At 34.7% G+C, this 15,553-nt stretch carries 13 protein-coding genes; 6 read left to right on the top strand and 7 right to left on the bottom strand.

From position 1 onward, the window contains the following. Positions 1-49 precede the first annotated feature (49 nt). From HAV12_RS11445 to HAV12_RS11425, 5 genes are all read left to right on the top strand, one after another. Positions 50-730 carry a response regulator transcription factor gene (locus HAV12_RS11445; protein ID WP_171569781.1) on the top strand — a complete coding sequence of 227 codons (681 nt, stop codon included), beginning with the start codon at positions 50-52 and terminating at the stop codon, positions 728-730. Beyond that, entirely contained in the window at positions 727-2,088 is a 1,362-nt protein-coding gene (locus tag HAV12_RS11440) for a HAMP domain-containing sensor histidine kinase (RefSeq protein ID WP_171569780.1), read from the top strand. The genes HAV12_RS11445 and HAV12_RS11440 overlap by 4 nt, the downstream gene beginning before the upstream one ends. Positions 2,089-2,172: 84 nt before the next feature. Continuing rightward, complete coding sequence (locus HAV12_RS11435; RefSeq protein ID WP_171569779.1) at positions 2,173-3,420, top strand: TolC family protein; 1,248 nt, start codon at positions 2,173-2,175, stop codon at positions 3,418-3,420. A gap of 12 nt (positions 3,421-3,432) precedes the next feature. Next, positions 3,433-4,518, top strand: coding sequence for an efflux RND transporter periplasmic adaptor subunit (locus HAV12_RS11430; protein WP_171569778.1), 1,086 nt, complete (start codon positions 3,433-3,435; stop codon positions 4,516-4,518). A gap of 2 nt (positions 4,519-4,520) precedes the next feature. After that, the gene (locus HAV12_RS11425) at positions 4,521-7,619 is read left to right on the top strand and encodes an efflux RND transporter permease subunit (RefSeq protein WP_171569777.1); all 3,099 of its coding nucleotides are present in this window, start codon (positions 4,521-4,523) and stop codon (positions 7,617-7,619) included. 206 nt (positions 7,620-7,825) lie between these two features. On the opposite strand, the gene HAV12_RS11420 is transcribed toward HAV12_RS11425, so the two are convergent. Continuing rightward, positions 7,826-8,206 carry an ankyrin repeat domain-containing protein gene (locus tag HAV12_RS11420; protein ID WP_171569776.1) on the bottom strand — a complete coding sequence of 127 codons (381 nt, stop codon included), beginning with the start codon at positions 8,204-8,206 and terminating at the stop codon, positions 7,826-7,828. A 501-nt stretch (positions 8,207-8,707) separates the two neighbouring features. Here HAV12_RS11420 and HAV12_RS11415 point away from each other — a divergent pair. Next, the gene (locus HAV12_RS11415; RefSeq protein WP_171569775.1) at positions 8,708-9,247 is read left to right on the top strand and encodes an SRPBCC family protein; all 540 of its coding nucleotides are present in this window, start codon (positions 8,708-8,710) and stop codon (positions 9,245-9,247) included. 72 nt (positions 9,248-9,319) lie between these two features. Here HAV12_RS11415 and HAV12_RS11410 read toward each other — a convergent pair whose 3' ends face one another. From HAV12_RS11410 to HAV12_RS11390, 6 genes are all read right to left on the bottom strand, one after another. Beyond that, positions 9,320-9,700, bottom strand: a complete 381-nt coding sequence (locus tag HAV12_RS11410) for an ankyrin repeat domain-containing protein (protein ID WP_132037597.1) — start codon at positions 9,698-9,700, stop codon at positions 9,320-9,322. Positions 9,701-9,888: 188 nt separating this feature from the next. Continuing rightward, positions 9,889-11,028: a glycoside hydrolase family 26 protein gene (locus tag HAV12_RS11405; protein ID WP_171569774.1), complete on the bottom strand. Its 1,140-nt coding sequence runs from the start codon at positions 11,026-11,028 to the stop codon at positions 9,889-9,891. Positions 11,029-11,057: 29 nt separating this feature from the next. Beyond that, the gene (locus tag HAV12_RS11400; RefSeq protein WP_171569773.1) at positions 11,058-12,014 is read right to left on the bottom strand and encodes a phosphoribosylaminoimidazolesuccinocarboxamide synthase; all 957 of its coding nucleotides are present in this window, start codon (positions 12,012-12,014) and stop codon (positions 11,058-11,060) included. Positions 12,015-12,150: 136 nt separating this feature from the next. Beyond that, on the bottom strand, positions 12,151-14,181 hold the full coding sequence (locus HAV12_RS11395; protein ID WP_240345154.1) for a prolyl oligopeptidase family serine peptidase: 2,031 nt from the start codon (positions 14,179-14,181) through the stop codon (positions 12,151-12,153). 108 nt (positions 14,182-14,289) lie between these two features. Continuing rightward, positions 14,290-14,496, bottom strand: a complete 207-nt coding sequence (locus HAV12_RS22925) for a hypothetical protein (RefSeq protein WP_240345153.1) — start codon at positions 14,494-14,496, stop codon at positions 14,290-14,292. A 189-nt stretch (positions 14,497-14,685) separates the two neighbouring features. Then, on the bottom strand, positions 14,686-15,516 hold the full coding sequence (locus HAV12_RS11390) for a Cof-type HAD-IIB family hydrolase (protein ID WP_171569772.1): 831 nt from the start codon (positions 15,514-15,516) through the stop codon (positions 14,686-14,688). Positions 15,517-15,553 lie beyond the last annotated feature (37 nt).

Below are 15,553 nucleotides of genomic sequence, written 5' to 3'. Positions count from 1 at the left end.
TCGATTATTTGACACTATTAAATAACCTGACTGACCAATACAAAACAGCATGAAGATTTTACTACTCGAAGACGATTTTACTTTATCGAAAGAAATCTCAGCGTTCTTTACTTCAAAGGAATTCGAGTGTTTCCCTTATTATGATGGTTCTTTATTATTGAAAAAATATGCTGCCTATGATTACGATTTAATAATCCTCGATATTAATGTTCCGGGAATAAACGGAATCGAGGTCTGCAAAGGGATTCGGGCAACAGATAAAAAAACGCCTATCATTATGCTGACCGCTTTTAGCGAAATTGAAGATAAATTAGCTTCTTTTGACAATGGCGCAGATGATTATCTGGTTAAGCCTTTTCACTTTGAAGAGTTATATGCGCGAATCTCTTCTTTATTAAGGAGAAAGGAAATTCCGCAACAAGTTGAAAAGAAAATCATTATTCAGGATTTGGAAATTCAGGAAGAAGAAATGAAAGTATTTCGTTCGGGAGAAGAAATCAAACTAACACCGAAAGAGTTTAAGCTTATTCTAATTCTGGCGCATGCCAAAGGCAAGGTTTTATCGAAACAATTTATTGCCGAAAAGCTCTGGGATTACCACATAGAAACCAATCAGAATACGATTGAAGTTTATATCAATTTTTTGCGAAAGAAAATTGATAAAGACCATGAAACAAAATTGATCCGAACCAAAATTGGTTACGGCTATTATTTAAGCGATCAGGAATGACATTAAAAAACAGGATATCACTTTTAGTTAGTTTATTATTTACAATCCTTTTTGGATTGGCTTCTACCGTGATATTCATTTTATATTCCAATTACAGAAAAGAAGAATTCCGTGACCGTTTAGAAATTAAGGCTCTTTCGAACATTAAACTTTTGGTAAATGTCAAGCAGATAGACAATCAGCTTTTAAAAATCATTGATCAAAACTCAATCAATAAATTGTATGATGAAAAGACCTTAGTTTTTGATTCGAATTACAAACTTATTTACAGCAGTATAGATGATGCTAAAATCAACTGGTCTGTTGATGACCTGAAGTATTTAAAAAAAAACAAAACCTTCTTTAAACAACAGGGAGATTATGAAGTGTATGGCGTTTTTTATGATACAAATGATAAAGATTTTTATGCGCTGATCTCCGCAACAGATGATTATGGAAAAAAGAAATTGCTTTTTCTGCGTTATATATTAATTTTATCCTATATATTTTTCACCTGTGTCTGCTGGGTGGCAACTTCTTTTGCCGTCAGAAAGATAATGAATCCCCTGAATGCTTTTCATCAGAAAATTAAAAACATAAACGAGAATAATCTTGACACCCGTGTTGAAACAAAAAGCAGTAAAAATGAAATTGACCTGATTGCCAATGAATTTAATTTCATGATGGACCGCATTGAGGTTTCGTATCAGAAACAAAAAGAATTTACAGCGCATGCCTCTCACGAACTTAGGACTCCCCTATCCCGAATTACTTCTCAAATAGAAAATGTAGCCGCAGACAGTAAAACAACTCCTGAAAGTAAATCGTTTTTAAAAACGATTTTATCTGATGTCAATCAATTAACGGAACTAATCAACTCTTTGTTGATTTTATCTAAGATTGATACTAAAAATCACGAAAACAATGAAGTGCACCGCATGGATGAAATTCTGTTTTCTGCCATCGAAAATCTGAATAAAAGCTTTCCGGACTTTGTTATTTTATTTGAAATAGAAGAAAATGAAAATCTGGATACGGCATTAGAAATAAAAGGAAATAAAAACCTGCTGGAGATTGCTTTGAGCAATGTCTTAAAAAATGCCTGTGTCTACTCGGATAACAAACAGGCAAAAGTAAAAATAAGCTCAGAAGACAAAAACCTGATCCTCTCAATTTCCAATACAGGAACTACCTTAAGTGAAGAAGAGCAAAAAAACCTTTTTCAGCCTTTTATGCGCGGCAAAAATTCAAAAGGAACAACCGGATTTGGCCTTGGCCTGAGAATTGTTCAGCGTATATTAACATTACACAAAGCAACAATAAACTACTCTATATCAAGTGGTAATATAAATTTATTTCAGATACTTTTTAATCTGTAAGCGTTTTTAAGCTAATTTTAAGCTAGATTTTAAGCCCTCTTAAAGCTTGCCCATAGCATCTTTGTACAAATTAAAAATGATACAATGAGAAAACTATGTGCATTATTACTACTTGTATTGTTCAATCAGGTAGTATTGGCTCAAAATGCAGTTACACTTCAGGACTGCGAAAGCCAATTTCTAAAAAACAATCTCTTTTTATTGGCGTATCAGTACAATATCGATGCGTCGAAAGCACTGACCATTCAGGCGCGTATCTGGGACAATCCCACTATTACAGCTGAATTAAATGCCTATAATCCGGAGAGAAATCAATATTTTGATATTGGGAAAGAAGGCCAGAAAGCATTTGGCATCGAGCAATTGATTTATTTAGGCGGAAAAAAACGCAATGAAATAAAATTAGCGCAAACCAATGAAAAACTGGCAGAATTACAATTTAATGATTTGCTAAGGAACTTAAAATTGCAATTGCGGAAAAGCTTTTTTACGGTTTATTACAATACCAAAAGTCTTGAAACTACTGACAGGCAGCTCGTTCATATTGAGGATTTGGTGAATTCTTATTCGATCCAGGCACAAAAAGGAAATGTTCCTTTGCGGGATGTTGTTCGTTTACAATCGTTGTTTCTAAACTTCAAAAACGAACGTATGGCAGTAGTAAACAGCAATATAGAGGAACAGGCTAACTTGAAATTATTATTGAATACAACAGAAAATGTAGTTCCGGATGTTTCCGGTGATGATTTTAACAAGTACACAAAAACAATTCCCTTTGATCTTAAAAGCTTTGAAACTGACGCTATTGCCAATCGTCCTGATTATTTAGCCAAACAAAAAGATATTGAAGCAAACGAACTGAATGTGAAATGGCAAAAGTCGCTATCGATTCCGGATATTACTCTGGGTGCAAACTATGATCAGAGAAGCGGTGCTTTCAATAAAGAAGCGAATCTTACTATTGGAATTCCGCTGCCGTTATGGAACAAAAACAAAGGGAATATTAAATATGCACAAACGATTTTAGAACAGTCAAAAATAGAAAAACAAAATTTTGACCTGCAATTGCAGACTGAAATAACTTCGGCCTGGAATAAATGGGATGAATCACGAAAAAACTACATTGTTATAAAACCAACGGTGAACTCAGATTTTGAAGCTGTTTACAATGGTATCCTAACCAATTTCCAGAAAAGAAATATTAGCCTCCTAGAATTTACTGATTTTATGGAAAGCTACAATCAGGCGGCCATTCAGGTAAATGAACTCAAGAAAAAAGTGGTGCTTTCCGGGGAAGAGTTAAATAGTACAATCAACAAAGACTTATTTTAAAATTACATCAAGATGAAATATAAACTAATTATAGGAATCGCTCTTGTGAGTTTATCAATTGCAAGCTGCAAAAAGGAAGTCGAAAATCCTGAAACCAGTACCTCTTTTGCATTAAGTGATGCAATGCTAAAAACGACTACAACTGCCGAAGCTCATACACAACCGGTAAAAAATGAACTGAATTTTTACGGAAAAATTACAGCTGACAACAATAAAATGATTGATGTTTATCCGCTTGTGGGAGGTAATGTGGTAAAAGTAAATGTAGAACTTGGGGATTACGTGCGTAAGGGACAAGTTCTGGCCACCATAAAAAGTACTGATATCGCCGATTTTGAAAAACAATCTATAGATGCAAAAAGTGATTTACTGGTAGCCAAAAATGGTTTGAAAGTAGCGCAGGAATTATTTGACGGAAAACTAAACTCTGAAAGTGATGTTCTTCAGGCCAAATCGGAAGTAAATAAGGCGCAATCACAGTTGAATAAAATTCAGGAAACCTATAAAATCTATAACATCAGAGCGGGTTCTATTTATGAAGTAACCGCTCCGATTAGTGGTTTTATTATTCAAAAAAGTATCAATCAGGATATGCTTTTACGAAATGACCGCTCTGAAAACATTTTTGACATTGCTGAAATCAGTGAAGTCTGGGCATTAGCCAATATTAATGAAATTGACATCAATAAAATAAAATTAGGTATCGATGCCGATGTAACTACATTAAGTTACCCCGATAAAATCTTTAAGGGAAAGGTAGATAAGATTTTCAATGTAATCGATCCGGAAACGAAAGCCATGCAGGCGCGTATTAAACTGAAAAACACCGATTATTTACTGAAACCCGATATGAATGCAAATATAAAATTATGTTTTAGTGAAGGAAAAAACATGATTGCAATTCCAAGTAAAGCGATTGTTTTCGATAAAAGTAAAAACTTCGTAATGATTTTTAAAGACCGAAACAATATTGAAACGAGACAGGTTGAAGTTTACAGACAGGTTGGTGACACTACTTATATTTCAAGCGGCTTAAAAGAGAATGAAAAAGTCATCACCAACAATCAGTTATTTATTTATCGCGCTTTAAACGAATAGACATGAACAAATTCATACGAAATATTATTGCTTTTTCGCTAAAGAATAAAGCGTTTACCTTTTTTTGGGTTGGATTACTGGCCGTTGCAGGATTTATTTCTTTTAAAACCATGCCAATTGATGCTTTTCCGGATGTTACGAATACTCAGATTATAATTATTACCCAATGGAACGGAAAGAGTGCTGAAGAAGTAGAACGTTTTGTTACTTCTCCTATTGAAATCTCCATGAACTCGGTGCAAAAAAAGACCAGTGTCCGCAGTATTACGATGTTTGGTTTATCTGTAATTAAAATCATTTTTGATGATGGTGTAGACGATACTTTTGCCCGTTTTCAGGTAAACAACCTGCTTAAAAATGTATCACTTCCCGATGATGTTGAGCCGGATGTTCAGCCTCCTTATGGTCCGACGGGTGAAATATTCCGATATATTGTAAAAAGTGACAGCAGGGACAGCAGAGAATTACTGACGTATCAAAACTGGGTAATTGATAAACAACTTCGTGCACTTCCCGGTGTTGCCGATTTGAATGTATTTGGCGGTCAGACCAAAACCTATGAAGTTGGTGTTGACCCTATAAAACTGGCTAAATACAATATTACACCGCTACAGGTTTACAATGCCGTCAATTCGGGAAATCTAAATGTTGGTGGTGATGTTATCGAAAAGAACGGTCAGGCTTTTGTAGTGAGAGGTGTTGGTTTATTAAAATCCATTTCTGATATTGAAAATATTATTGTGGATGACGCTCACGGAAATCCAATCCTGGTTAAAAATTTGGCCAACGTTTACGAAAGCGCCATGCCAAGGGTGGGACAAACAGGAATAGGAAAGAATGATGATGCCGTTGAAGGTATAGTTGTAATGCGTAAAGGAGAAAATCCGCAGGAAACCCTCGCACTGATTAAAGATAAAATAAAAGACCTGAATGAAAATATTCTTCCAAAGGACATTAAAATAGAAACTTTCTATGATCGTGACAATCTGATGAATTTCACGACAGAAACGGTCATGCATAATTTATTTGAAGGTATAATTTTGGTTACCTGTGTCGTATTCCTTTTTATGGCCGACTGGAGAACCACTTTTACGGTTTCAATTGTTATTCCGTTGTCCTTGTTATTTGCCTTTTTGTGCCTGAAAATGATGGGAATGAGTGCCAACTTACTGAGTTTAGGCGCAGTCGATTTCGGAATTATCATCGATGGTGCTGTAGTGATGGTGGAAGGATTATTTGTGGTTTTAGACCATCGGGCACATCAATTGGGTATGACGGCTTATAATAAAATTGCCAAAGGCAGCCTGATTAAAAAAACGGGAGCCGAAATGGGTAAAGCCATCTTTTTTTCAAAATTAATCATCATAACAGCTTTGCTGCCTATCTTCTCGTTTCAGAAAGTAGAAGGAAAAATGTTCTCTCCCCTCGCCTACACTTTAGGATTTGCCTTAATGGGTGCTTTACTTTTCACGCTGACACTGGTTCCGGTTTTATCGCACATTCTTTTAAATAAAAATGTCAAGGAAAAAAACAATCCTTTTGTTAATTTCTGGAATAGAATTGTCGGTAAAGGTTTTGCATGGACCTTCAAGCATAAAACAAAAACGCTTATAGCTTCTCTTACAATTTTGGTAACAGTCTTTTTTTCAGCTTCCTTTTTAGGTACAGAATTTTTGCCTCAGTTAAACGAAGGCGCGCTTTGGGTTACCGCGGAACTTCCTATGAGTACTTCCCTGCCCGAAAGTGTAGAAACAGCTGCCATGATCCGAAAAGACCTGGAAACATTTCCGGAAGTTAAAAATGTTTTATCGCAAACAGGAAGAAGTAACGACGGAACGGATCCGAATGGCTTTGGTTTTATACAGCTTCAGGTCGATTTAAAACCCAAATCAGAATGGAAACGAAAAATTTCCATGGATGATTTGATTAACGAAATGGATCAAAAACTAAAAGTGCATCAGGGAATTACCTATAATTATTCGCAACCGGTAATTGATAATGTAGCGGAATCCGTAGCAGGTTTCAAGGCCTCCAATGCAGTAAAAATTTACGGGGATGATCTGGATAAACTTGACGAATTATCAAATGAAGTTTTAAAACAGATAAAAGATATTCCGGGTATTAAAGATGTCGGTATTCTTAGGAATGTCGGTCAGCCCGAAATAAGTGTAATTCTGGACAGGGATAAAATGGCGGCTTACGGAGTGACTCTCAGTGATGCCCAGGCGGTTCTGGAACTTGCTTTCGGTGGAAAAACAGCTACTCAAAAGTATGAAGATGAGAAAAAATTTGATGTAAGGGTTCGTTTTTCTAAAGAGTATCGTAAAGATGAAAATGACATCAGTGAACTTAAAGTTCCTACGATCAGTGGCATAAAAATCCCTTTGAAAGAAATATGCGATATCAAGACGATTACGGGTCCTGCTTTTATTTACAGGGATAACACCAAACGTTTTATCGGAGTTAAATTTTCAGTTCGTGACAGGGATTTAGGAAGCACCATTGCAGAAGCACAGGCAAAAGTAGCCAAAATGAAACTTCCGTCAGGATACACCGTAGGCTGGACAGGAGAATTCGAAAATCAGGTTCGTGCCAGTGCACGTCTGGCACAAGTCGTTCCAATTAGTTTAATCGGGATTTTTGTCTTGTTATTTATCCTTTTTGGAAACATTAAAGATTCCTTACTGGTTTTAGCCAATGTACCGTTTGCCATAATCGGTGGAATTATTGCTTTACACCTTACACGTATGAATTTCGGAATCTCGGCAGGAGTTGGTTTTATCGCCTTACTGGGAATCTGTATCCAGAACGGAGTAATTCTGATATCTGAATTTCATCACAATATGAAGTCCAAATTAACATTGGAGGAATCTATATTTCTGGGGGTTAAAGCCAGAACGAGAGCAGTAGTGATGACAGCCCTTATGGCTTCAATAGGTTTAATGCCGGCCGCCATTTCAACAGGAATTGGTTCTGAATCACAAAAGCCACTGGCAATTGTAATTATTGGAGGACTAATTACGGCAACGATTTTAACTTTACTGGTTTTCCCTATTATTTTCTGGGTATTCAACCGTAAAAAAGATGTTCCTATTGAATAAGAATTTTAAAATAAATTAATTGGTTAAATTAATTTGGTTTGGTTTTAAAAGAAAAAGCATCATTAGTTTATAATGGTGCTTTTTTGATTTTACGAACTCTCAATAGCTACCATTTTCAGTTCAGAAACTTTTTTAAACAAAAAAACGGCCTTCTGCTCAAAGAAGACCGTTTGATTATACTAACTCAAACTCTTTTAAACTAATTCTTATTTTAAATCCTTTAAAATAGCAATAGCATCAGTAGCGTTTGATAATTGTGCATATTTCAAAGCTGTATATCCTTGTTCGTTTTTATCAGAAGGACGAGCGCCACTAGCCAATAAAAGTTTAATAATTTCAACTCTGTTATAACGAGCTGCAGTCATTAAAGGAGACATATCGCCTGATTTTTCGTTTACATTAGCTCCGTATTCAATAAATTTTTTCACTACTTCAACATCTCCTTTGCTAACAGCAACATTCAATGGAGTTGAATCGTATAGAGATAGTTCAACTTGTTCGTTAACAATTGCTTTTTGATTTGAAGCCATTGAAACATTTGCAAATGTTACTAAAGCTAATCCTAAATAAATAACTGAATTTTTCATAATGGTTTTGTTTTGTTAAAATTGATTGATAAAATATGATTGATGATCTTAAATACTATGCAAATGTAAATTAAAAATCAGTATATTGTATTACAAGGTACTATGTTTTAACCAATTATTAACGGTTTGTTAATAATTCCTAAATAACACCATGAAATTTTTGACTAATTCTGTATAATAGACGGTGCAAAGGTAGAAATGTTACACATATTCGAATATTTTTTAAAAATAATTATCAAATATTTTCAAAATTGTAAAACTAAAACATTACTTTTTTAACTTTACTTTAAAGTTATGTTCAAAAAAGAGTTCTTTTTTTAATTAAAATCAAATTTTTGGACAATAATTCATACTAAAATCATCTAAATTATTTATTTTTAAAAAAGAATAAATAATAAGAAAATACTTAAAATATCAAGCTTTGTTTTATAAAGAAAATGGCTAATAAAAGTCATTCTAAATATGAAATAAAACATTTAAGTAACTTTTAAAATCAAAAATATGGGAGTTCTAAAAAAAATTCTAACAGCATTAATCTTAATTATATCAATTGTATTAATTGCGGCTTACTTTATGCCAAAAAATTATGCTGTAACAAGAGAAATTACCATCAATAAACCTTCCGACACTATTTTTAATTATGTCCGGTATTTAAGAAATCAAAACGAATTTAGCGTCTGGGCAAATATAGACCCGAAAATGAAATCGACTTATAAAGGAACCGATGGAAAGGTCGGAGCTGTATCGGCCTGGGAGAGCAAAGTAAAAGAAGTTGGTGTGGGCGAACAGGAAATTACAAAAATTACAGAAGGAAAACGCCTGGAGTTCGATCTTCGTTTTAAAGAACCAATGAATGACACCGCCGTTGGTTTTATGACAACCGAAGCTATAGCAAATAACCAGACTAAAGTAAAATGGGGAATCGAGGGCGTAATGCCTTATCCTATGAACATAATGATGCCCATAATGAACATGGACAAAATGATTGGAAACGATTTACAAAAAGGACTCGAAAATCTCAAAGCAAAAATGGAACACTAATTTAAGCTTATAAAAAAAGCGCAATTCAAATTGCGCTTTTTTTGTTACCAAATAGTACTGAAAGTGATAATTTTACTTCAGCCCTTTCAAAATAGCGATACATTCTGTTGATTTTGAATATTCTGCAAACTTTAAAGCGGTAAGTCCTTTGTCATTCTCTACCGAAGGTTTAGCGCCACTTTCCAGCAAAATTTTAACAATTTCCGGATTATTGTAACGAGCGGCAAGCATCAGAGGCGACATGTCTCTTACAATTTTATTTACATCAGCACCGTACTCAATGCATTTTTTAACACCTTCAATATCGCCTTTGCTGATCGCAAAATGCAATGGTGATCCGTTGGAAATTGTGAATTCGATTTGACCTTCTACTGAAGATTTTTGACTTGAAGCCATTGCTACATTTGCAAATGCTAGTAAAGCTACTCCTAAAATAATTACTGATTTTTTCATGATGATTGTTTGTTAAAATGATTGATGATTATGATGATTTAAATATAAACCTGTTTAATTAAATAACTGTTATAATACTATAGACTACTAAAAGGCCAAAGTGTTACAGTTAAATGCAAAAAAAATACAAATAAAAAAAATGTAACTCATTTCAATGTGAACTACATTTTCTTTATTTTAATAATTAATCATCTGATTTTAAAACTTTTATCATAAATATGAACCACGTCTTTTTCAAACAAAGTAAAAGGATCATTGTAGAAATTAATAAAATCAGGAACACTGACCTGCCCCGGAAAGGGAGCGTAAAAATGAGTTGGACTGGTTGTATCATTTCTCCAAACCAAAACATAAGCCAATTGCAGGTTCTTAGATTTTAAGGGTTTTAATAAGGTTTGTGTCCACCAATTCGCATCCGGAACAGATTCTAATCCAGTTTCGGTAAAAGCAGCCAGTTTCTTCTTTTTAATTGCTAAAGCTGAGATTATGGTGAGCCTGTGAAGTCCCGCTTCTACATCATATTTTCCATCCCTGCCAAAATCACCGTAATCATCAAGACCAAACATATCTACGAAATCATCGCCGGGATATCGTTCTATATATTCTGCTTCAGAATTGAATCTGGTGTCCGGTGAAAACGCATAAATAAAATTGTGCACCTGCAAAGTGTCTTTTAAATAAGCAACCGTAAATTGCCAAACGGCGATAAAATCTTCCCTTGAAGTATATTTCTTTCCCCACCAAAACCAGTCGCCGTCAAACTCATGGAAAGGCCTGAAAATCATTGGAGCCAACGTTCCGTTTTTTCCTTTAACGGAATGTGCAAAATCAGCAATAGTCTTTAAAATCGTTTTGTATTCTTCGTGATGAGAACCACCGGGTTTAATGAATGCCATGGCAGCAACTGAAGAAGAATCTTTCCAGTAAAAACTTTCATTCGAAACGGGATTCCTAAAATGCCAGGAAACCGTGGTAATTCCGCCACGCTCATAAGTCGCAATCACATTCTCTTTTAAAATGGCAGCAGTCTTTGCAACTTCCTCTTTCGAATGACCTGAAAATCCGCTAAAATCAATTCCAACAACAGCCGGATGGGAGCCGGTAACGGATTTTACATCAGACCTGTCCACTTCATTTGACCATCCATGCCCATATTCCAGTGCATGCTGATGTCCAAAAAGAACATTTTTTTTTGAAATTAGTTTGAGATTCCTGTACAAAGCCTTTGTTTCTTTTGTGGCTTCTTTATCAATCTGTGCAAAAAGAAAATGCCCTGCTATCATACATATAAATAGCAGGGCTTCTTTTTTATTGGGTATAAATTTCATGGTTTAAATAGTTAGTTTAAACCCGAAAATTACGCTTTAGCAGAAAGGTAATCTAATACGTTTTTATCAATACGTTGATCAATATTATCAATATCAGCTTTTACAAATTTTTCTCCTAGGATATTCTCGTATAACTCAATATATCTTTCAGAAACAGATTCGATGTAAGCATCTGTCATTTCAGGAATTTGCTGTCCATCCTGACCCTGAAAACCATTTTCGATTAACCAGCGACGAACAAATTCTTTTGATAATTGTTTTTGCTCCTCCCCTTTGTCCTGTCTTTCCTGATATCCGTCAGCATAAAAATAACGGGAAGAATCCGGTGTATGGATTTCATCAATTAAGACAATAACACCTTCTTTTGTTTTTCCGAATTCGTATTTGGTATCTACTAAAATCAAACCGCGATCAGCAGCGATTTCGGTTCCTCTTTGAAATAAATCTCTTGTAAATTTTTCTAAAACAATATAATCTTCTTCAGAAACAATTCCTTTCGCCAAAATAGCCTCACGGGAAATGTCTTCGTCATGAGAACCGTTATCCGCTTTTGTAGTTGGCGTAATAATGGGTTCCGGAAATTTATCGTTTTCTTTTAAACCTTCTGCCATTGTTACACCGCAGATTTGTCTTCTTCCCACAGCGTACTCACGCGCAGCATGCCCTGAAAGATAACCACGAATTACCATTTCAACTTTAAAAGGCTCACATAAATGTCCCACGGCCACGTTTGGATCCGGCGTAGCAATCAACCAATTTGGTACAATATCTTCTGTCAATTCCATAAATCTTGTAGCAATCTGATTCAGAATCTGGCCTTTGTACGGAATTCCCTTTGGTAGAACTACATCAAAAGCCGACAATCTGTCAGTTGCCACCATTACCAAAAGTTCGTCGTTAATATTATAAACTTCTCTAACTTTTCCGCGGTAAACTGATTTCTGATTCGGGAAATTAAAATCTGTTGTTGTGATTGTATTGCTCATTATGCTTTAGCTGTGTTTTGTTTTATGAATGCAAATTTAAAACTAATTAAAAGAGGAAGCAAAAAAAGTATTCAGTTTTCAGTGTTCAGTCTCAGTTTGCACATTGTGACTGTAAACTGAGACTGCGACTGAAAACTTATTTCAAAAGTGTCGAATTAAATAAATTCAGGATTCTGCTGTATTCGTCAATCCAGGAATACGTTTCTTTAAAACCATGTGCTTCTACAGGGAATGAGGCAAGTGTCCAGTTTTTCTTTTCCAATTCTATAAAACGCTGTGATAAGCGTACGATGTCTTTGTATTCCACATTATCGTCAACCATTCCGTGCAGCATTACTAAGTTACCTTTCAGGTTATCTGCATAATAAATAGGAGAACTTTTTTTGTATGCTTCCGGATCCGTTTCAGGAAAATTCAAAATATTACCCGTGTATCCATGATTGTAATGCGCCCAATCCGTTACGGAACGTAAAGCTGCACCCGAAGCAAATTCTCCCGGAGTAGTAAGCATACCCATTAAAGTAATAAATCCGCCATATGAACCTCCATAAATTCCTACCCTGTTAGGATCGATACCTAAATTGTTAACTAAATATTTTTTACCATCCAGATGATCAGAAAGGTCTTTTCCGCCCATAAAACGATAAATTCCGGTTCTGAAATCACGTCCGTAGCCATCACTTCCTCTGTAATCAATATCCAAAACGGTATAACCCAAATCGGTTAACAAATTATGAAACATGTATTCTCTGTAATAATTGCTCCAATAATTATGAGCATTTTGCAGATATCCGGCTCCATGTACAAAAATGATTGCCGCTTTATTGGTATTTTCTGTTTTTGGAGTGTACAATCTTGCATTTACGGGAGTTCCGTCTTCTGCTTTGAAGGTAATAACCTGAGGCTCTCTCCATTGGTATTTTTTAAAATTCTCTGAAGCAGATGATGAAATTTGCTGCAATACCGTATTCTTCTTATTCTCTGCTACATAAAAATCCCAGGGTTTATTTTTATAAGAATAACGTACCAGAAGTGTTTTTTCGTCCGGAGATATCACTACTTCGTGAGCCCCGTCTTTCGTCAAAATTGGCTGTAAAATACCGTCTGCAAGGTTTAATTTATAAAAATTTCTGTTTCCGGGATGCGTGGTATTCGTCGTTAAATAAAATGTTTTTTTATCTTTCGATACAATCAGATCACGAACTTCCCAATTCCCTTTTGTAAGTTGATTTTTTACTTTCGACTTTAGATTGTAGGTATACAAATGCGAGTATCCTGTTGCTTCCGATTGAAAATAAACAGTTTCATTATCTGCTAAAAAACCAAGAATGCCAGATTCAAAAGAATAAGCCGGGATTCCGGGCCCGCCAATCCAGGCTTCGTCGTGCTGGTGTTCTATTTCTGTAAATGAGCCGTTCTCGAGATTCAGACTTACAATCCATCTGTCTTTATTGTCCTGACTTCTGATTTCTGTAATAGCAAAAGATCCGTCTTCGTTATAAACAGGAGCCAGCGCAACAATGAGCTTATCTTCTTTCTCTTTGTTTTTTAAATTATCATACGATTCATAATATTTTGGCACATCCTGAATATGGCTCAATTTTGAAAAATTGACAAAATAAACAGAATCTTTGGCTACAGAATAAATTCCAAATTGCGTTTTTACCAAATTATCGGTCGATACTTTTTCTTTTGTATCGGGAGTTTGATTATAACCGTCATCCGTTATAAAAACCTCCATTTTTTCCTGTTTTACTTCAATATTCTGAATTAAACTGAAGGTTGCATAATTTCCTTTTGGGCTCGCTTTAAGGCCTGCTAAATTATCTTTCCCATAAAAGTATTCTTTGGCGAAATCGGATTTAACTGCTTTACTTTTAGCCAAATTCCATTGTTTTTTGGCTTCTTTATCTTTTATAAACTGGAATAATTCCGTCTGTTGATTTTTCAGAAAACTATCTTTTTCCGGCGTTTTTTCTTTTTTAACTCCTTTGCTAAAATTAGTAATCTGGAGCACTGTGCCTTCTTTACTATTGTATTTAAAGATATTTTCTTTTTGTTCAAAAAATACAACTCCCGGTTCATTTCCTAATTCAAGATTAGAAATCGGGTTGTTTTGCTGGTATATTTTTTTTACTGATTTCGAACTAATGGTATAAGCGTACAATGCTCCTTTATCGATATAATAGGCAATATCTGATCCTGGTTTTCTTTTAAAATCAAATTTAGAAAAAACAGCTTCTTTCGGTTCAACAAGTACAGGATTTGAAAAGCCTTATTGCCAGGAATAAGTACTCGCTCCCAGTTCATCTTTTGGATTCCATTCGAAATAAACTTTTTTTCCATCAAGAGACCATCTTCCATTTGTTGGCTGATTCCCAATAAAAGATTCTCCTTTCATGATTTCTTCCAATTTTAAAGTTTGACTGGTACCGTTTATGGAAAGAATTAGAAAAGCAAGGATAAAGGTATTTTTAATCATAATTATGGTTTTTTAGTAAAGCAAAAATACACTTTGAAAAGAATTAAAAAAAAGTTTTTATTTTTTGCTTCCCAAATCAGTAAATTATAAATAAAAAAACTGCTAATAATTGATATACAATTCATTAGCAGTTTATAAAATAAAAATATTTCCTGTATTTACAAGAGTTTGATTTCTATTGTTTCAAAATTAGCTTGTCGCAAATTCTTTATCCAGAATTCTTGAGGCAATATATTTGGCTACACCATCTTCAGCATTGGTTTTAATTACTTCTAAGTGGGGTAAGGTTTCTTTTAACAAAGCAGGTGCATTTCCCATGATCAGGCCTTTACCGGTTGCAGACAACATCTGAACATCATTAAAACCATCTCCAAAAGAAACTGCCTGATCCATTGTAAAACCTTCTTTTTCTAAAACTGTCGCAATCGCAACCGCTTTATCGATCGATTTGTCCATAAATTCCAGACAGGTTGGTAAACTGAAAGCATGATGCAATTCACTTGAAGATTTTTCTAAAATAGCATCTTTCAGCGCTACTAATTTTTCATGGTCATCATTAGAAAAGAATATTTTTATAGCTCCGAAATCTTCCAGCGTTTTATAATCCACCAATTCCGGAAGGTATTTTAAATCTGCCTGAAAACTATTTAGTTTCTCACTTAATTTATTCGTCTGCCAAACATTTTCCTTGAATAAAACTACTGTAATTTCAGGGTCAATATCTACATTCAAAGCTGCTTTTACAACATCACTGCTTAAATTGAAAGAGAAAAGCGGTTCTTTTTCGGGTGAATGGATTCTTGCTCCGTTTGAACTTAACAGATAAACCGGAACATCAAGCGTTTCTATAATCGCCATAGCATCGAGATGATGGCGGCCTGTAGCAACAACTATAAGGTAATTTTGATTGTGAAGTTCCTGAAAAATGGATTTGGTGTAATCTGATATTTTGTGTTGTGGGTTGAGTAAAGTTCCGTCTAAGTCACTTATTACAACTTTTATATTTTTTAATTTTGTCATATTAAAGATCAAGTATTTATGATGTGCAAATTTAAGG

This window comes from Flavobacterium sp. CLA17 (assembly GCF_013112255.2).
GTDB lineage: Bacteria > Bacteroidota > Bacteroidia > Flavobacteriales > Flavobacteriaceae > Flavobacterium > Flavobacterium circumlabens.
The sequence above is the reverse complement of the archived record's forward strand: the minus strand, read 5'-3'. Positions and strand labels throughout refer to the sequence as shown.